Annotated in this window: 15 protein-coding genes and 1 pseudogene; 7 read left to right on the plus strand and 9 right to left on the minus strand. The window is 42.8% G+C overall.

From position 1 onward, the window contains the following. Nucleotides 1-116 precede the first annotated feature (116 nt). On the minus strand, nucleotides 117-794 hold the full coding sequence (locus QN079_RS09455; protein ID WP_289229601.1) for a DUF624 domain-containing protein: 678 nt from the start codon (nucleotides 792-794) through the stop codon (nucleotides 117-119). A gap of 15 nt (nucleotides 795-809) precedes the next feature. Then, the gene (locus QN079_RS09460) at nucleotides 810-1,778 is read right to left on the minus strand and encodes an ABC transporter permease (RefSeq protein WP_289229602.1); all 969 of its coding nucleotides are present in this window, start codon (nucleotides 1,776-1,778) and stop codon (nucleotides 810-812) included. Between the two features lie 259 nt (nucleotides 1,779-2,037). Between QN079_RS09460 and QN079_RS09465 the strand changes: the two genes are divergently transcribed. After that, the gene (locus tag QN079_RS09465; RefSeq protein ID WP_015509917.1) at nucleotides 2,038-2,925 is read left to right on the plus strand and encodes a carbohydrate ABC transporter permease; all 888 of its coding nucleotides are present in this window, start codon (nucleotides 2,038-2,040) and stop codon (nucleotides 2,923-2,925) included. A gap of 60 nt (nucleotides 2,926-2,985) precedes the next feature. Here QN079_RS09465 and QN079_RS09470 read toward each other — a convergent pair whose 3' ends face one another. Further along, nucleotides 2,986-5,199 carry an AraC family transcriptional regulator gene (locus QN079_RS09470; RefSeq protein ID WP_289229603.1) on the minus strand — a complete coding sequence of 738 codons (2,214 nt, stop codon included), beginning with the start codon at nucleotides 5,197-5,199 and terminating at the stop codon, nucleotides 2,986-2,988. A gap of 162 nt (nucleotides 5,200-5,361) precedes the next feature. Between QN079_RS09470 and QN079_RS09475 the strand changes: the two genes are divergently transcribed. The 5 genes and pseudogenes from QN079_RS09475 to QN079_RS09495 all read left to right on the plus strand — a co-directional run bounded on the left by QN079_RS09475 (nucleotide 5,362) and on the right by QN079_RS09495 (nucleotide 11,432). After that, a complete protein-coding gene (locus QN079_RS09475) occupies nucleotides 5,362-6,342 on the plus strand; it encodes a LacI family DNA-binding transcriptional regulator (protein WP_005229927.1) in 981 nt (326 codons plus the stop codon). Between the two features lie 71 nt (nucleotides 6,343-6,413). Beyond that, a complete protein-coding gene (locus tag QN079_RS09480; protein WP_289229604.1) occupies nucleotides 6,414-7,817 on the plus strand; it encodes a tagaturonate reductase in 1,404 nt (467 codons plus the stop codon). 12 nt (nucleotides 7,818-7,829) lie between these two features. After that, entirely contained in the window at nucleotides 7,830-9,341 is a 1,512-nt protein-coding gene (locus QN079_RS09485; protein ID WP_289229605.1) for a UxaA family hydrolase, read from the plus strand. A gap of 20 nt (nucleotides 9,342-9,361) precedes the next feature. Then, a pseudogene (gene uxaC, locus QN079_RS09490) lies at nucleotides 9,362-10,750 on the plus strand (glucuronate isomerase). 10 nt (nucleotides 10,751-10,760) lie between these two features. After that, nucleotides 10,761-11,432 carry a rhamnogalacturonan acetylesterase gene (locus tag QN079_RS09495; RefSeq protein WP_289229606.1) on the plus strand — a complete coding sequence of 224 codons (672 nt, stop codon included), beginning with the start codon at nucleotides 10,761-10,763 and terminating at the stop codon, nucleotides 11,430-11,432. Between the two features lie 258 nt (nucleotides 11,433-11,690). On the opposite strand, the gene QN079_RS09500 is transcribed toward QN079_RS09495, so the two are convergent. From QN079_RS09500 to QN079_RS09520, 5 genes are all read right to left on the minus strand, one after another. Further along, nucleotides 11,691-12,497, minus strand: a complete 807-nt coding sequence (locus QN079_RS09500) for a gluconate 5-dehydrogenase (RefSeq protein ID WP_005229917.1) — start codon at nucleotides 12,495-12,497, stop codon at nucleotides 11,691-11,693. A 22-nt stretch (nucleotides 12,498-12,519) separates the two neighbouring features. After that, complete coding sequence (gene kduI, locus QN079_RS09505) at nucleotides 12,520-13,362, minus strand: 5-dehydro-4-deoxy-D-glucuronate isomerase (RefSeq protein WP_005229915.1); 843 nt, start codon at nucleotides 13,360-13,362, stop codon at nucleotides 12,520-12,522. A 12-nt stretch (nucleotides 13,363-13,374) separates the two neighbouring features. Beyond that, nucleotides 13,375-14,373 (minus strand): sugar kinase, encoded by a 999-nt coding sequence (locus tag QN079_RS09510; RefSeq protein ID WP_289229607.1) that lies wholly within the window; start codon nucleotides 14,371-14,373, stop codon nucleotides 13,375-13,377. A 1-nt stretch (nucleotide 14,374) separates the two neighbouring features. Beyond that, complete coding sequence (locus QN079_RS09515; RefSeq protein ID WP_005229908.1) at nucleotides 14,375-15,022, minus strand: bifunctional 4-hydroxy-2-oxoglutarate aldolase/2-dehydro-3-deoxy-phosphogluconate aldolase; 648 nt, start codon at nucleotides 15,020-15,022, stop codon at nucleotides 14,375-14,377. A 110-nt stretch (nucleotides 15,023-15,132) separates the two neighbouring features. Further along, entirely contained in the window at nucleotides 15,133-15,885 is a 753-nt protein-coding gene (locus QN079_RS09520) for an IclR family transcriptional regulator (RefSeq protein ID WP_026008086.1), read from the minus strand. A gap of 151 nt (nucleotides 15,886-16,036) precedes the next feature. Between QN079_RS09520 and QN079_RS09525 the strand changes: the two genes are divergently transcribed. Beyond that, on the plus strand, nucleotides 16,037-16,777 hold the full coding sequence (locus QN079_RS09525) for a MurR/RpiR family transcriptional regulator (protein WP_289229608.1): 741 nt from the start codon (nucleotides 16,037-16,039) through the stop codon (nucleotides 16,775-16,777). A gap of 18 nt (nucleotides 16,778-16,795) precedes the next feature. Here QN079_RS09525 and QN079_RS09530 read toward each other — a convergent pair whose 3' ends face one another. Beyond that, nucleotides 16,796-18,169, minus strand: a complete 1,374-nt coding sequence (locus tag QN079_RS09530) for a gluconokinase (RefSeq protein ID WP_010749542.1) — start codon at nucleotides 18,167-18,169, stop codon at nucleotides 16,796-16,798. Nucleotides 18,170-18,348: the final 179 nt, after the last annotated feature.

An 18,348-nucleotide genomic window follows, 5' to 3' on the forward strand; every position in this document is an offset into this window, starting at 1 on the left:
AATGAATCCGTTCTACCGGCTGTATTTCATGAGGGTTCAGCTTGTCTTGCTATTTTCAGGTGTTCTCTAGTGACCGTTTTGTTTGCGGACCAGTAAAAGTCTTTGAGCCGTTTTCTTTAGATAATGACCTCATCTCCTTTGCTGGCAACGGTTTGCTCCGTAGTCGATGCCGTTTTTGAAACCACCTGATCTGTTTCAATTGGGTGGATATCTTGAAGAATTTTTTTACCAGCAAGGGCAAAAACACCACCAACTAAGCTGCTACCCATCAAAAAGAGGCCGATCAAGAAATAACTACCCAGGACTAAATAGCCAACGATCAAAATCGTCCAACTTATGATCGAATAATGCAGATAGCCTAAACCTAACAACGCACTCCCCCGCAGGATCTCAAACACGGTCACAAAGTTGGTGGCTGCCATGACGGTATACACGTGCATGAATAAAAAGAGAAACGCAATCAAAAAGAGGACATTCGCTACTTGGATAAACCATGGAAATGGCGCAAATATGTTGGTGATCACGATCGCTGCAATGATCAGAAACAACCAACTGATCAGCACCGATTGTCGGAACCGTTCTTTACTATAGTAGAAAAAACTTTTGATCAAAGGTGGTCGTTCATGAAGACGAAGCCAGCGATCATAATATTTCATCATGGCATACGACGCAGGGCCAATGCCAAAGAGGCCCCCTCCCAGGAGAGTCACACTGAGCCAAAGAAAGTGAAGTACGATCAGCGTCAAAAATGCGAGTAATCCTTCGTTGATTTTCGTGATCTTTTCGATCGTCATGTGATCCCTTCTTTCTTAATAAATCCCGTCTTCGCCAATTTTTTTCGCCAAACGATTCGCAAAGATAACGAGGATCAAGCCAACAAGTCCTTTAAACAGCCCAACAGCTGTCGAGTAACTCAATTGACCATTTTGAATCCCGGCGGTATAGACAAAGGTATCAAAGATTTGGGCAACTTCACGGTTCATTGAGTTCATCAACAAGAACATATGCTCAAAGCCCATATCTAAGATCGAACCGATCTTTAAAATCAATAAGGTTACGATCGTTGGACGAATACAAGGCAATGTGATATGCCACATTTTTCGTAGCTTGCCAGCCCCATCCATATCCGCAGCTTCATAAAGCTGTTCATCAACATTGGTAATAGCGGCTAGATAGACGATCGTCCCCCAACCGGCACCTTTCCAAAGATCTTGGAAAATGTACATTGGACGCAACCACGTGCGGCTTGTTAGAAACGGGATACGTTCGCCACCAAGACTTTCGATCATGTTATTGATTACACCACCTTCTGTCGTTAATAAAACATAGAAGATGGAAACAACGATGACCCACGACATAAAATGAGGCAAATAAATGATGGTTTGAATCCCTATTTTCAAACGGCGATTGTTTACTTCATTTAGCATAAGTGCCAATAATATAGGAAAAGGGAAAGAAATCGTGATATTTAAGAAAAACATGATCAGTGTATTGCGCATCAACATCACGAAGGTATCTTCAGTAAAGAGCCGAATAAAATGAGTGAAGCCAACAAAGGGGCTTCCTAGGATCCCCAAGAATGGTTGGTAGTCTTGAAAAGCGATGACCAAACCGCCCATCGGTATGTAACGGAAAATAAGAAAATATAAAATCCCCGGCAATACCATAATATAGAGGGCACGATTTTTTCTGATTTGCGCCCATTTTTTCTTTTTCAGCCGCAGCCGCTGTTCTTCTTCATTAAGTGGTGAGAAGTAATTATCAACTTTTGTTTCCATACTTGTTCCTCCGAATTTTTTTGATTTGATAGTCCCATGGTAGCGTGAAAAAAAGATAACGTATATAATCATTTTCTCAGCTTTGAAAAGGCATACATTTTTTAAGGTTATTTCTCAATCGATTTGGAAAACCCTTGATTTATCAACGTTTATCACTATTGTGAATTTCTTAACATGTAAAAGTGATTATATACGTTGTCCCCGCCTCATGATACGTTGGAAGTACCTATTTAAGTAAAAAAAGATGGAGGTTTTTTCTATGCAACAAACCCTGAAAAAAACGAACCGCCCGAAAAGTGAACGGGTCGTTCAAGGATTTATTATTGGCTTTCTACTACTCTTCACCTTAACGTGTCTCTTACCTTTTCTAAACATTCTCGGAAGCTCCTTTGCTTCTTCTTCTGAGATCGCGACACGAACATTTATCATTATCCCACGTGAATTTAGCTTAAATGCTTACCGGTATATTCTCTCGACACCCACGATTTTTACGAGTATTGGTGTTTCCCTTTTCGTGACCATCGTCGGAACGGTTCTTTCAATGATCTTGACCTCTTTTATGGCCTATGCTCTTTCGAGAAAATATTTGCATGGACGCGGCATCTTCAACTTTATTGTCGTATTTACCATGTTGTTTAGCGGTGGGATGATCCCAAGTTTTATTTTGGTACAAAGCCTCGGCTTGATCGATTCTCTCTGGGCATTGATCTTACCGAGCGCCATCAGTGCATATAATATGATCATTATGAGAAACTTTTTCCAAGGGATTCCTGATAGTTTAGAGGAATCCGCAAAAATGGATGGTTGCTCTGATTGGGGCGTCTTTTTCCGTATCATCTTACCTCTTTCCTTACCATCGATTGCGACAATCTCTTTGTTCTACGCTGTTAGTTATTGGAATACTTATCAATCAGCAATCTTGTACATCAATGATTCAGCGAAATGGCCGATCCAAGTGCTCCTTCGACAAATCGTGATCGTCTCCAGCGGGATGAACGCCGATGCCGCTAGTGTCGATGTTGTCCCCCCAGCACAATCCGTAAAAATGGCCGTGATTGTCGTTGCAACTCTCCCAATGTTGATCGCCTATCCCTTTGTCCAGAAGTATTTCGTGAAAGGTGCAATGGTTGGTTCCGTCAAAGGGTAACCAACAGGCAGCAAAGAAAAAAGCGCTTTTTGATCGACGATCAAAAAGCGCTTTTTTCTTTTAGTCTTTGGATCGTTTGCGATACTCTCCAGGTGTCATCTCTTCTTTCTTTTTGAAAAAGCGAATGAAGTTTTGAGAGTTGGTATATTGAAGGTTGGCTGCGATTTCCTTGATCGTCATATCCGTTTCCCGCAACCATTTTTTGGCGATTTGCAACCGATAGTTTTGTAAGTAATCGGCAAAATTGATGGATAATTCCTTTTTAAACACATTACTTAAGTAATTGGCATTATAATGCAGCTGTTCAGCAATGCTATCTAAGGAGAGATCTTGATCGTATTGTTGGTGTACGATCAAGACCATCTTTTCAGATAAGGAGCGAATTTCTCGATCTGTTTTGGCTTGTGTCGTTTCAACGATAGGTAAAACTAACTCATGATAGATGATTTGCTCAACTTTGAACAAACTGGTTTGATTAAGCACGGATTGATAAACTTTGCGACTATTCTGCAAGCTGGTATGATCCGCTCCTAAGAGTTGCCCTAGCTGAACGATACTGTTGATCAACTTAAACAAGGCACTTTCAATCGTCAACGGATTTTTGTTTTCATGAATGATTTCCCGTACGACTTCCGTGTAACTTGCTTTGATGGTCGCTAGTTCCCCACTACGCATCGCATCCAAAAAGGTGCTTTCTGCTTCTCTAGGGTATTGAACGATCGCATTATTGTCTAATTGTGCTGCAATGTCGTCAAAAAAGATAATGACTTCTTCCCCTAAATTCATTCGATAGTGCAAGGCTTCTTTGGCGTTATCAACCGCTAATTTGGTTTCTACGAGGCGGTCATAGGATTGTGAGACCCCACAACTTATTTTGATTTTCAAGTAATCTTTTGCCGCTTGATGGATCTTTTGACAATAGGTCAATACTTGTTTTTGGTCAACTGATTCAGGAAGCTTTAAAATCGTTCCTTGGGTTTCTTGACTGGAGATGATTGGTTGAAAACGCAAATTTTCTGGAATGATCTCAGAAACGAGATTCTCGATGGCAAGCAAGAAAATATCAATAGTCGCTGTTTCTCGTCCACACAAATCATCGATTTGAATCAGTAATACGGCAAAGTGTTCTGTTTTGGATACTTCATACCCAAATTGTGACAGTTTTAAGTGAATATCTTCTTCTGAGATACAGCCGCGAAACAAGTTTAATAGAAACAAGGATTCTAATTCGGGCTTTTGATGCTCGACTTTGACGGCGAGATCGTGGTTTTGATGTAAGACCTGGTCGATATCGGAAATCAACTGATTGACTTCTAATTTCTGACCTTGTTTTTTGGGCTTTAAAAGCTCACCGATCCGATTGATGGGTGAGGTAGCCACGATCGCAATGCGATAGGATACTAATAAAAAGAGGATGATCAAAAGACTGCCAATCACGATCAAACCGCTTCTTAATTCACGGATTGCTTGTGAAACGCTAGCAGGCGCCAGGCGGATCACATGATACCACTGATTGTAATCCGATTGTGTGACCACATACTTATTGTTTTCTTTGTCAGTGAAGATGCCATCGCCGTGGGCAGCTGCAATCATTGTTTCTTGTAAGGCAGAATCGATCACTTCACCATTATCGAAAAGCAGTTGTCCGTCAGCATGAAAAATATTCAAAAAGGAATCGTCATGATCTGCCACCAACTGCGCAATGGTATGGTCTTGGATTTCAGCGATCCCCAAAGCAGTGGTTTCCTGTCGAAACACAGGCAGCGTCATCACCATTTTTAAATAGCCATCTTCTGGCAACCAATACAAGTAGCGTTGGTTGTCGATCAACGCTTGAAAAGCAGCGAATTCAGTATCATCGATCTGTTTTAAGGAGCCTTCTTCGATTTTCCAATGCTGGTTCAAATTCACCAATTGGTAACTGGCGTTTTCGATCCCCATCACACCAATGTAAGCCAGTTGTGAATTGATCTCTCGTACTTGTCGATAATTCGTCACAGAAAACGGCTGTTCCATCGTATCGGAAAAGCTTTGTGTGCTACTGTATGTAGAAAAGGCATACTCCACCATCTGAATTTTTTGATCCAGATTTTCTTTGACTTGGTTGACCAAATTATGTTGACTTTGCAAAAATGTTTCTTGAATGTTTTGATACGTTCGATGATAAATGACCCCACTAAACCCAACGATTAAAGCGCTACCAATTAGAAAAATCAAAATAAATATTTTATAAAACAAGTTGGACGTTTGATGATAGCTTAAAAAGAATTTCATAGACACCCTCCCATTACCTAACTATCTTCTTTTATACTAGCACATCCCAGAAAAAGTTCCTATGTTATTTTGAAAAATGTTTCACGTGTGCATCCTTGGTGTATTGACATTCTCGTGGGAACAAGCTATGCTTGAATCAAGCAAAAAGGAAGAAGGTTTTCTATGGTCACGATCAAAGATATCGCCAAAGTCGCTGGTGTTTCACATACAACTGTTTCTCGTGCGCTAAACGATAGCCCATTAATTAAGCCAGAAACAAAAAAGAAGATCGCAGCCATCGCTGAATCTTTACACTATGTGCCCAATGTCAATGCCAAAAGTCTGGTGAATCAAAAATCCTATATCATTGGTCTTTATTTTTCTCATCTATCCATTGGTACTTCCGATAGCTTTTTAGTCGAAGTGATCAAAGGAATCAGTGATACCCTACCATCCGAATATACTTTGGCGGTTCATGAATTATTGCAATCCGATACATTTGATGAAGAGCCGAATCGCCTCGATGGAGCGATCGTGATGAGTCAAAGCGATCGTGATGACGGCTTTATCGCTGCTCTTTCAAAGAAAAACATTCCCATCGTCGTTTTGAATCGTCAATTACAGGATGCAACCTTGATGAATGTCACTAGTAATGATGCCCAAGGGGTCTATCAAATGATCACCTATGTGCTTGAACAAGGCTTTCGAAAGATCGCCATGATCGAAGGGATCGCTTCCTTTGGTTCCGCTAGAGAGCGCCGCAAAGGATTTATGAAAGCGATTCAAGAAAAGCAGCTTGTCTGCCCGAAAGAATACTTCGTAGCTGGCGACTACTCTTTGGAAAGTGGTCAGCTGGGTGCCCAGCAACTACTCGCTTTACCTGAACCACCTGAAGTGATTTTTTGCGCCAATGATGATATGGCGATCGGGGCGATCAATGCCTGTCATCAAGCAGGACGAAAGATCCCAGAGGAGATCGGTATCATCGGTTTTGATGATAGTTCCTTTTCTCCCTATACGTATCCCCCATTAACAACGATCCGCAAACCAGTCTATGAAATGAGTCAATTGGCAGCAACTCTGCTGTTGCAAGCATTTGCCAATCAAGTGGTTGAGAAACAACATTTCTTTGATACCTCGTTAATCATTCGTCAATCGCTGTAAGCCTCTTGTTTTCAAGAGCGCTTACGCAAAAAATGTTAACGTGTGCATAACTATTTTTTAAGGAGGATTCTATGAAAAAAATTACCGAACAACCCCATCAAACCTATCCAGCCCGAGTGATTCAATTCGGGGAAGGCAATTTTATGCGGGGCTTTTTTAACTGGCAACTGCAGCAAATGAACAAGAACGGTCTTTTTAACGGCAGTGACGTTGTGGTACAGCCGATTGATCACGGCTTGAAAGAGCTGTTGTCACAACAAGAAAATCTCTACACCGTTATCTTAGAAGGACTTGTCGATGGCGCTTTATCTCAAACATTTGAAGTCGTCTCCACCATTGATCAAGTGCTGAATCCTTATCAGCAATGGGAAGACTATCTTGCTTTAGCCGAAGACGAGCAACTTGAGATTATCGTTTCTAATACGACGGAAGCAGGTATTGCGTTTCACCCAGAGGATACCTTACACGATACCCCTCCCCAAAGTTTTCCCGCAAAACTGACCGCTCTTTTGTATCGTCGTTTTCAACTACGAAAAAAGGGATTTTTGATCATTCCTTGTGAATTGATCGATCGGAATGGGGAAAAACTAAAAGAGATCGTCTTACAATATGCCGCATTATGGTCTTTGGAATCAGACTTCGTCAACTGGTTAGAAAAAGAAAACACCTTCTGCTGCAGCTTAGTCGATCGGATCGTTCCAGGATATCCTCGCGACAAAGTGGCACAATACCAAGAGGTTCTTGGCTATGAGGATGCCGTAATGGTCACTGCGGAACCCTTTATGCTATGGGTGATCGAAGGAAACGGCGTAGCCGAAAAGCTCCCTTTGCAAGAAGCTGGGTTGAATGTGATCGTGACAGAAGATATGACTCCTTACCGTGAACAAAAAGTACATTTATTAAATGGTCCTCATACGGCGATGGTTCCACTCGGTCTTTTAGCGGGTTTAGAAACCGTTGAAGAAGTAATGAACGACCGTGAATTTGCAGCCTTTTTGGATGGTCTTTTTCAGGAAGAGTTGATTCCAATGCTTGATTTGCCTAAAGCACAGCTTACAGCTTATGCGGACCAAATCAAAGAGCGCTTCAGAAATCCTTATGTGAAGCATCAGCTGCAATCGATCGCTTTAAACAGCGTCTCAAAATTCCGTGCGCGTCTTCAACCAGTCTTAAGTCGTTATGTCCAACAAAACCAGCAGGTACCAAAACGAATCACTGCCGCACTGGCTGGATTGCTGACTTTCTATCTCACACGACCCTTTCAAGATGATGAGCTAGTGACAACCATATTTCAGCAAGTGAAACAATTACCAGCAGAAGAACAGATCGCAGCTCTATTAAAAAATGAGCAACTTTGGCATGCAGACCTGAGCTTTATGACAGAGACGATCAATGAAATGTGCGCATGTCTAAAACAAGACGGACCCCGCCAGTTACTTGCGTCGATTGACACCCCTGAGCCAAGTTTGAAATAAAGGAGAATCTTTATGTCCAGCACATTAACAGAAACACCCGCGCAACTATTGAAATTGCACCCTAAAGATAATGTCGCAGTCGCATTAAAACCACTAGCTGCTAAAACGACCCTTGCATTTGAAGGTCAAACGATCACCCTTTTTGAGGATATTCCACAAGGACACAAAATCGCCCTCAAAGACCTCGCACAATCACAAGACGTGATCAAATATGGCTATCCCATTGGACATCTCTTAGCTGACGTGAAAACTGGCCAATGGTTGCATACCCACAATGTCAAAACCAACCTTTCTGGTACCTTAGCATACACCTATGCCCCCGATTTGCATCCTGTCCGTTATCCAAAAAGGGCTGCGACGTTCCAAGGGTACCGTCGAGCAAACGGCAAAGTTGGAATTCGTAATGATTTACTGATCGTGCCAACAGTTGGTTGTATCAATGGCATCGCAGAGATCATTGTTGAAAACTTCAAGAAGAATCATCCAGATCTTGGCACTTTTGATCATATTACGATCCTTAAACATCCCTACGGCTGCTCCCAGTTAGGCCAAGATCATCAAAACACCCGTCAAATTTTAATTGATGCGGTGCATCATCCAAATGCCGGTGGCGTCTTGGTCTTTGGCTTAGGTTGTGAGAACAACACCGTTCCCGAGTTTAAGAAAAACCTGGGTGACTACGATCCAAAGCGCGTCAAATTTATAGTGGCACAGGAAAGCGACGATGAAATTGCGGTCGGCGAAAGCTTATTAGAAGAATTACTGGAAGCAGCAAAAGAGGATCAACGAGAAGCCGTTCCCTTGAGTGAGCTAAAGATCGGGTTAAAATGTGGGGGTTCCGACGGGTTTTCTGGGATCACCGCCAACCCTTTGTTGGGGGCATTTTCTGACTTTTTAGTTTCTCAAGGTGGCAGTACGGTCTTGACGGAAGTACCCGAAATGTTTGGCGCTGAACAAGTCTTGATGGCGCGTGCACAAGATGAAGCAACCTTTGAAAAAATCCTCCATCTAATCAACGACTTTAAAGATTATTTTCTTGCATACGGTGAACCGGTCTATGAAAATCCTTCTCCTGGCAATAAGGCAGGCGGCATCACTACGCTAGAAGATAAGTCATTAGGCTGTACTCAAAAATCTGGGACTTCCGCTGTCGTCGATGTCTTAAAATATGGGGAAAAACTCCGTAAGCCAGGCTTGAGCCTGCTGGAAGGTCCAGGAAACGACCTTGTTGCCGCTTCTGCACTGGCTTCTGCCGATTGTCAACTCGTCTTATTTACCACTGGCCGCGGCACGCCATTTGGTGCCTATGTGCCGACCATGAAAGTTGCCACAAATCAAGAGATTTATCATAAGAAACCCCACTGGATGGATTTCAACGCTGGTCGCTTGTTGGAAGAGCCGATGGAGGTCGTGCTGGAAGATTTTATTCAAGCGATCATCGATACTGCCAGTGGAAAACCGACGCGTAATGAAGCCAACAACGTTCGTGAGATCGCCATCTTTAAAAATGGCGTGACACTATAATCAAAGAAAAGAGGTCCGACATGTTTTTAAATGAAAACTATTTATTGCCAAATGAAATTGCTCAAACACTATACCATGACTATGCCAAAGAGCTGCCGATTATTGATTACCACTGCCACCTAGACCCGAAAGAAATCTATGAGGATCGGCCGTTTAAAACTATCACCGAGGCATGGCTAAGTGGTGATCATTACAAATGGCGATTGATGCGCGCTTGTGGCGTACCCGAAGAAGCGATTACGGGCAATGCCAGTGATTATGAAAAATTTTTGGTATAGTGTCAAACAGTGCCAAAATTGGTGGGAAATCCCCTTTACAGTTGGACCCATTTAGAATTAAAGCGATTTTTTGAGATCGATCTTCCCGTTACTGAAGAAAACGCCGAAACTTTGTGGAGGCTATGCAACGAAAAATTGCAGCAAAAAGACTTTACCCGAAGAGCTTTGATTGCTCGCAGTAACGTCGAGATCGTTTGCACCACAGATGATCCAGTCGATGATCTTCACTATCATCACCAATTAAGCCAAACAGAACAACGTTTTCGGGTCTTGCCGACCTTTCGACCTGACAAAGCGTTACAAATCGACCATCCGAATTTTCTTACCTATGTTACCAAACTCGAAAAGAGTGTCGAAAACGCGATCACTACCTACGATGCTTTCTTGAGAGCCTTGCGGGACCGTGTAACCTACTTTCACCAGCATCACTGCCGCTTGTCTGACCATGCACTGGATACTTTAGTGTATGCTGCAGACGAACAGTTATCCCTTGAAGCAATTTTTGCCAAAGCATTAGCTGGAGAATCTTTGGAGGAAAACGAAGTCTCGTTCTTCAAAACCAATGTTCTAGTTGAACTGATGAAGCTGTATCACGAACATGGTTGGACGATGCAACTGCATGTCCATGCGTACCGTAACTGCAATCAACGAATGTTTGAGCGCTTGGGACCAGATACGGGCTACGATGGCATCAATGATCAACCACTGACTCAAAGCTTGCAGAAATTATTGAACGCTGCTGATGCGCAGGACCATTTGCCTCAAACGATTCTCTACTCCTTAAATCCCAATGACTATGATGCACTCGTCGCTTTGATGGGGTGCTTCCAGCAAGAAGGCAATAATAAATTGCAGTTAGGATCTGGCTGGTGGTATAACGACACCCGCGCAGGCATGCGTCACCAATTGACGAAATTCGCAGACGGCAGTGTGATCTTTAACTTTGTCGGCATGCTGACGGATTCAAGAAGCTTTTTGTCTTACACCCGTCATGAATATTTCCGACGCGTCTTTTGTGAATGGCTTGCTGAGATCGTTGTACGTGGTGAAGCACCTGCTGATCTTCGTCAGCTAAAACCATTAGTAGAAAATGTCTGTTATCAAAACGCCAACAACTACTTCAAATTTTAGGAGAAAGACAATGGAAAAAATCGTCATCGTCGGTGATTCCACCGCATCGATCAAAGAGCCTAGCGCTCGTCCAGAAACGGGCTGGGGTGAAAAGATCTCACGCTATCTCCCCCAGCATCAAATCGTCAACTTGGCAAAAAATGGGCGTTCCTCCAAAAGCTTCATTGAAGAAGGACGCTTGTTGCAGGCAAAAAAAGAAGTATATGTTGGTGATTATCTCTTGATTCAATTTGGACACAACGATCAAAAAACAGATAGTCGTGGTACGACACCTGTAGAATATCAGCATAATTTAGCAACCTTCGTGCAAACGGCACGCCAGCAGCAAGCGACACCGATCCTATTGACCTCGATCACTCGTTTGCATTACGTGGACCAACAGCAACTTGATCCTTTGGCAGTCGGTCCTTACCCAGAAGCAATGCGTGCTTTGGCTACCTCCTTGGATGTGGTCTGTCTGGATCTTTTTGCCGCAACACAACGGTTCTTTTCAGCACTGGAACCACAACAGGCGAAAACCTATTTTCTTCATTTAGAAAAAAACCAGCACCCCAATTATCCAGCCGGCATTACGGATAACACCCATTTGAATAACCAAGGTGCTACAGCCGTCGCCAAATTAGTTGCCAAATGTTTGACAAATGCTCCATTACCGCTTGCACAACAAGTTCTTTTAGATTGAAACTCATTGTTCGTGTTGAATCTTCCCCTAACATAAATACGCTACCTGATTTGAAAAAGAGCTACTCAAGCAAAACGCTGCGAAGAACATTTTCCTTCACAGCGTTTTGCTTTTCACTCTTTCTAAAAGATTTGTTTGCCATTCCTTTGCTTCAACCCCTTTATCGCCAAGCTACCTTTTAAAGCCTTGCATTTCTTAGGTGTTGCACCATAAAAATGGGAACGATTGCAATCGTCCCCATCCTTACTACTGATTGTTTTATTCAGGTTGTTTCCCGATATACGCCAAGATACCGCCGTCTACATATAAGACATGTCCATTGACAAAGTTGGATGCCTCAGAAGCTAAGAAAACAGTTGGTCCTGCTAAATCTTCTGGCTCACCCCAACGGGCAGCAGGTGTTTTCGCTACGATAAATTGATCAAATGGGTGACGAGAACCGTCTGGTTGGATCTCTCGTAATGGTGCGGTTTGCGGTGTTGCAATATAACCAGGTCCGATCCCATTACATTGAATGTTAGCTGAACCAAATTCAGCACAAATGTTTTTCGTCAACATTTTCAAGCCGCCTTTAGCCGCTGCGTAACCAGCCACCGTTTCTCTTCCCAATTCACTCATCATTGAGCAAATGTTAATGATTTTTCCATGTCCTTTTTTGATCATTGACGGTAAGACTGCTTTTGAAACGATAAATGGAGCGTTCAAGTCCACGTCAACGACTTGGCGGAAGTCTTCAGCAGACATCTCCAACATCGGAATTCGTTTGATGATCCCAGCATTATTGACTAAGATATCGATCACGCCAACTTCTTCTTCGATCTGCTTGACCATTTCGTTGACTGCTTTTTCATCCGTTACATCACAGACATAGCCGTGGGCTTCGATCCCTGCTTCACGATAGTTTGCTAATCCTTTATCCACTGATTCTTGATCCAAGTTGTTAAAAACGATCGTTGCTCCTGCTGCTGCTAATGAACGAGCGATCGTAAAACCGATCCCATAGACAGCTCCTGTCACTAATGCGATCTTACCATCTAAACGAAATTGATCCATTGAAAAATCCATAATTGATAAACCCTCTTTCTTTTTATTTTAAGTCGTCCATTGCCACCATATCCATGTCGGTATAGGTGATATTTTCGCCACACATTGCCCAGATAAAGGAGTAGTTACTGGTTCCAACACCCGAATGGATCGACCAGCTTGGAGAAATAACTGCTTGTTCTTCACTAACGACTAAATGCTTCGTTTCATCTGGTTTGCCCATCATATGGAACACTTTTGTGTCTTCGTTGGCAAAATCAAAATACACATATGCTTCCATCCGACGTTCATGGGTATGACTTGGCATCGTATTCCAAGCACTGCCTGGTTCTAAGATCGTGTACCCCATTTGTAATTGACAGCTTTCACAAACATTTGGGTGAATGTATTGATAAATTTTCCGTTCATTTAATGTCAAGCCCTCGCCTGTCTCCATTGGTGTGACTTGATCGATACTGATTTTTACATTTGGGTATTTCTTATGTGCTGGCACGCAAGATAGATAGAATTTCGCTGGATTTGCTGGATCATCTGAGTGGAACAAGACTTGTTTGGTTTCCTTGCCGATATAGTAGCCGTCTTGTTTTTTCATTGGTTCTTTTTGGCCATCGATCGTGATCGCACCAGGTCCTCCAATATTGATGACACCTAATTCGCGACGTTCTAAGAAGTATTCCACCCCTAATTCGCTGCTTAATTGCACTTCTAACGCTTCTTCTGTCGGTGTCACTCCGCCAAAGATCATCCGATCATTGTGGGTATAGGTCAGCATGATTTGTCCTGGTGTGAAAATTTTCTCTACCAAAAATTCTCTGCGTAATTCCTCGGTACTATAGTGACGAATATCAAGTGGACTATGGGTATAGCGTGTTTCCATGTGTTGCATGTTTTATTCCTCCTATCGGATAATTTTTCCTGAACCTGTTGCAATAAATTCTTGTATCTCATTGGCACTAAACTGATTACAGTCGCCATGGATCGTATGTTTCAAAGCAGATGCTGCAGTTGCAAAATCAATGATTTCTTGGTCTTGTTTCTTCGTGACAAGACCATGTAGGATACCAGCTGAAAAGGCATCGCCGCCGCCGACGCGATCAACGATTGGATTGATCTCATGGGTAGCAGAAACGACATAATTGCCGTTGTGCCATAGGCTTCCTGTCAATTGATTGTGACTTGCTGAGAGCACCTGACGACTAGTTGAATAAAAGAGCTGGATATTTGAATATTTCCGATGCATTTCTTGATAATAGTAGTCATCTTCGACTTCCTCTGTTGGAGCTGATACATCCATAAAGACTTGGGCATCTAACTGTCCTGCCGAGCAATAATCGACATAAGGGAGCACTTCTTGCAAAAAGACGCGTGCTTCAGCGGTCGTCCACAGTTTTCCACGATAATTGATATCGAAACTGATTTTACAACCAGCTGCTTTCGCTTCTTTGATCAACGTCAGCAAAAGTGTCTGCCAAGTCGTTGAAAGAGCGGGCGTGATCCCTGAAAGGTGAACAATGTCAACCCCATCAAAAAGGTCAGATTGCCACTCATTTTCTTTCATTTGAGCAAAGCTAGAGCCTGCGCGATCATAAACCACTCGCGCTGCTCGTTCCCCGATACCGGTTTCAATATAGTAAGTACCTAGTCGGGAACCGCCACGAAGCAAGTGGCGACAGTTGACGCCATAGCTTCGTAAATGATGAAAAACGGCATCTCCTAAAGCATTCTCAGGCACTTTACTAGCAAAAGAAACGCGATGACCAAAATTCGCCAAGGAGATCGCAACATTGGCTTCCCCACCGCCATAATGGGCAGCAAACATCGAACTATGGGCGATTCGGTCGCCTAACGTTGTCGATAGACGCAACATGATTTCTCCTAGTGTCAGAATGTTTGCCATCTTACTTTCCTCGAATCTCTTTTAATTTTGCCGCATATTGTTTCGCTACTTCTGTTACTTTGTCAAAATCCCCACTTGCTGCTGGCGCTAACAAATTCCCCCCTACACCAACGGCTACGACACCTGCCGCAAACCATTCTTGCATGTTGTCTAAGCTGACACCACCGGTCGGCATAATGTTTAATTGTGGCAATGGCGCTTTGAAGGCCGAGATGATACTTGGTCCATACGCACTACCTGGGAATAGTTTAATGATATCTGCGCCTGCTTTTAAGGCGTCCTTCATTTCTGAAATGGTCATGCAACCAGGCAGATACGGGATTTGATATAAATTACATAATTCAGCCGTTTCTTGATCAAAGGTTGGGCTTACCACATATTGTGCTCCTGCCATGATCGCTAAGCGAGCGGTCACTGCATCAAGAACGGTCCCAGCACCAACGACTACCTCTGGATTATCTTTGAAGGTTGCTACTAATTCAGCGATTACATCCGCCGCTTGAGGCACTGTAAAAGTCAACTCAATGCCAGTGATCCCCCCTGCAACGATCGCTTTACTTGCTTGTAGTGCTTCTTCTTTTGAAGCGCCACGCACAACAGCGATCACGCCGCTTTCTTTTAGTTTCATTAAATTCGCTACTTTTTTCATTGAGACCCTCCATTTATTTCCTATTTGGAAAATGGTATTTATTATAAAGAAACTTACAAGTTTATTATACCGTTCTCGTTTTTATTTGCAAGGGCTTTCCACTAAAAAGTTTATAATGCTTGTTCAATTTGTTGTTTTGTCGCAATAATCGCATCGATCAATGTTGATTTGTATTCTGGGGTCAAGCGGTATTTCGGTAGGCTGATAGAAAACGCCCCAACGATCTCCTGATCTTTTATCAGTGAGGCGCCGATGCAATAGATTTCTTGTTCCATTTCTTCATCATCAAACGCTACTTGGTTTTCTTTTGCCTGTTCCAATTCTTTCTTCAACTTCAACTGATTCGTAATGGTGTTTTCCGTATAAGCGGTTAAAGGCGTTGCTGCCAAATATTCTTCCACTTGAGGGGCATCAAACTCCGCTAAAACGGCTTTCCCCATGGCAGAACTATACAATGGTCTTGTGATCCCTACTTTGGAAGACATGCGGATCGTTTGATTGTGGGGCTCCAATTTATTGACATAAAGAATCTCATTGGCAGTCAAGACCCCTAAGTGGATCGTTTCATCCGCCGTTTTCTGCAATGCTTCCAAGTAAGGCAAGCTGATTTCCACTAAATCAAGCTCTTGAATGTTTTGATTGGCATACTTGATCAGCTTAGACCCTAAGCGATAATTCTTCTCTTTGTCGCGTTTGACATAGCCGATCATTTGCAGCGTTTCTAATATTTTCAAAGCTGTGGATGGGGTTAGTTTCGTTGCTTCGGAAATTTCTTGCAATGGTTTACTTGGCGCTTCTGCGAGATAATCTAAAATGGTTGCTGCTTTTAGTAGTACGGTTCCATATGGTTTTTGCGTCATCATTTCTCCACCTTTATTTTCTATATAAGAAATTATAATATCTTTTTAGGAAATGCACAATCTTTTTTCCTATATATCTGCATAACGCGATTCCTATTTTACTTTCTGTCGTTATTCATTGTATGATGAAGACAAGACAAAGGAGTGCCGAACAATGGACTTAAATGTATTGATCAAAGGAAAAAAATTGACTGACAATGAGCTGCAAATCCTTGATTATTTGCTTGCAAATACCGCTGCGATCGATGGACTGCCCTTAAGAGAAATCGCTAAAGCGATCTACACTTCCCCCGCAACCATCGTGCGGCTTGCGCAAAAATTGGGTTTTTCTGGCTATCTAGAGCTACTTTACTTCTTAAAGAATCGCTTGAAAAATCAGACGATCACTGAAGCCGCCATCGATTACCAAATTGACGCTGCCAGTATTGCAGATACGATCGATGCGATCAAAGAAATCTATGGACGAAACAAGCACAAGTTTATTACGATTTATGCAACAGGTTTTTCTGGGATCGTGGCAGAATACCTCCACAAAAAAATGCTTGTCAACGGCATCAAAACCTTATTAGTCAGTGCTTCTGACTCAGGTGGGATCATTAGTAACAACATCGAGAACATCAGTATGTTGATCACCATTTCTAAATCTGGCGAAACACAAAAAGTGCTGGAAAAGATGGCATTAGCCAATGAACATCACATACCAACTGTTTTGTTTTGCGGGAACGGTGATCATCGCGCCAATCAACTAGCGACCTTTTCCTTTGAAGTGACCGATGAACGTCCCTACGACACCCAAAACATCCAGTACACTAGCTTCTTTGGTAAACTGCTCTTATTGATGGAATATATCGTCGACGCTTTTACGCATGTTGAAAAAGAAAACCAGCAACCCTAGTGGATTGCTGGTTTTTGCTTATGCTTGAAAATAGGTTTTTGCCAGTTCTTGATAGAGCGCTTGGTTCTGCGGATCAGGAACAAATTTTTCATCTGGCTGATCTTGCCGCACAACAGAGCTTTTGTATAAATCATACAAGCCGAATATCGGTTCGTTTTCATCGGAAAGATAACAGGTCAGCCCCAACACATCCGCGGTCATTTGACCTAAAAGTTTTGTTTGAAAGAAACCACCACTTACAGTGACTGCCCCTTCCAACTGCGCCATTTGCTTTAATAAATCGATGTTCATCAGCATGCCTTCGATAACTGCCCGCAACATGTCTGAGCGATTGTGTTTCAGGGTCAAGCCAGAAAAGCCGCCTGTGATCTCATTTGTCCAAAAAGGTGCCCGCTCCCCGTTTAAATAGGGAAAAAAACGTAAGCCGTTACTGCCGATCGGCGACTCCTCCATGACTTGAGGCAGATAATGATAAAACGCATCAGGATCTTCTGATAAGGTCTCTTTTGCCCAAGCAAGGACACAGCCACCATTGTTTGAAGGTGCCCCTACGACATAGAGGTCATCTTGCAGATAGTAGCAAAAATTTTGTTTTTGGCGATCAAAGACGGTGGTCTCACTTACTTTACGAACCGCCGCACTGGTTCCGATCGTCAAGCTGTTGCGGATCCCTGTAGAAATATAGCCAGCATATGCTGCTAAACACCCATCACTAGCCCCACACATCACTTCTACCTCAGGCTTCAAGCCACACCGCTGCGCCATCTCCTCGGTAATCAAAAAACGATCAGTCGGTGCACATAAAGGCGCTAATTGGGCTTTTGAAAGGGATAAATAATTGAGAATTTTTTGACTCCATTGCTTTTCTTTCAAAGAAAAAAGACCGGTCGCTGATGCGGTACTATAATCGATCCGTGCTTGTCCGGTAAACAACGCCATTGCTAGTTCTTTTAAGCCAAACCATTTCGTCTCTTTGGAATATGAACCATTTGTTTGGAAATAAGCCAGTTTCGCAAAGGGAGACATCGCATGGATCGGTGTCCCTGTCTCTTCATAAAACGTTGCCGCCAGATCCGTTTGACGAAAGGCCGTCATCGTTTGACTCGCTTGATTGTCTGACCAAATGTAAATCTCTTCTGCTGTCTCACCAGCCACTGGCATCAAACTGTGCATGGCGGTACTGAACCCGATCACTGTGATTGCCGCTTTTAATTGAGCGGGAATCGTTGTGACACCACTGATCAATTGGCTACTGATCTGGGTCGCTGATTGGGTCTGTTTTAACCCGTGGCTATGGGTTTTGATTGGTAATGACTGTGAGTAAATTATTTTCCGATCTTCAATGACCCCAAACTTTATGGCTGTCGTGCCGATATCAATCCCTAAAAACATCGCATTGCTCCCTCTCATCTGATTCAATTAGCTTTATTCTACCATAGTTAGTGGCATATTCTAGTATACCTGTCTGATCGTTTTGTTGATAAGACGTTTCGTGGTGATTTTCTTCAGAGAATTATCCTTCCACAACAAAAATCAAAAAAGAGAAAGATTCTTGGAGAATCTTCCTCTTT

It is taken from the genome of Enterococcus sp. FZMF, assembly GCF_030263915.1.
Taxonomy (GTDB): domain Bacteria; phylum Bacillota; class Bacilli; order Lactobacillales; family Enterococcaceae; genus Enterococcus_D; species Enterococcus_D casseliflavus.

What these genes read in the sequence shown, in the direction of transcription:
- QN079_RS09455 (WP_289229601.1), bottom strand. Translation starts at nt 794, where the DNA reads ATGACGATCGAAAAGATCACGAAAATCAACGAAGGATTACTCGCATTT.
- QN079_RS09460 (WP_289229602.1), bottom strand. Translation starts at nt 1,778, where the DNA reads ATGGAAACAAAAGTTGATAATTACTTCTCACCACTTAATGAAGAAGAA.
- QN079_RS09465 (WP_015509917.1), top strand. Translation starts at nt 2,038, where the DNA reads ATGCAACAAACCCTGAAAAAAACGAACCGCCCGAAAAGTGAACGGGTC.
- QN079_RS09470 (WP_289229603.1), bottom strand. Translation starts at nt 5,199, where the DNA reads ATGAAATTCTTTTTAAGCTATCATCAAACGTCCAACTTGTTTTATAAA.
- QN079_RS09475 (WP_005229927.1), top strand. Translation starts at nt 5,362, where the DNA reads ATGGTCACGATCAAAGATATCGCCAAAGTCGCTGGTGTTTCACATACA.
- QN079_RS09480 (WP_289229604.1), top strand. Translation starts at nt 6,414, where the DNA reads ATGAAAAAAATTACCGAACAACCCCATCAAACCTATCCAGCCCGAGTG.
- QN079_RS09485 (WP_289229605.1), top strand. Translation starts at nt 7,830, where the DNA reads ATGTCCAGCACATTAACAGAAACACCCGCGCAACTATTGAAATTGCAC.
- QN079_RS09495 (WP_289229606.1), top strand. Translation starts at nt 10,761, where the DNA reads ATGGAAAAAATCGTCATCGTCGGTGATTCCACCGCATCGATCAAAGAG.
- QN079_RS09500 (WP_005229917.1), bottom strand. Translation starts at nt 12,497, where the DNA reads ATGGATTTTTCAATGGATCAATTTCGTTTAGATGGTAAGATCGCATTA.
- kduI (WP_005229915.1), bottom strand. Translation starts at nt 13,362, where the DNA reads ATGCAACACATGGAAACACGCTATACCCATAGTCCACTTGATATTCGT.
- QN079_RS09510 (WP_289229607.1), bottom strand. Translation starts at nt 14,373, where the DNA reads ATGGCAAACATTCTGACACTAGGAGAAATCATGTTGCGTCTATCGACA.
- QN079_RS09515 (WP_005229908.1), bottom strand. Translation starts at nt 15,022, where the DNA reads ATGAAAAAAGTAGCGAATTTAATGAAACTAAAAGAAAGCGGCGTGATC.
- QN079_RS09520 (WP_026008086.1), bottom strand. Translation starts at nt 15,885, where the DNA reads ATGATGACGCAAAAACCATATGGAACCGTACTACTAAAAGCAGCAACC.
- QN079_RS09525 (WP_289229608.1), top strand. Translation starts at nt 16,037, where the DNA reads ATGGACTTAAATGTATTGATCAAAGGAAAAAAATTGACTGACAATGAG.
- QN079_RS09530 (WP_010749542.1), bottom strand. Translation starts at nt 18,169, where the DNA reads ATGTTTTTAGGGATTGATATCGGCACGACAGCCATAAAGTTTGGGGTC.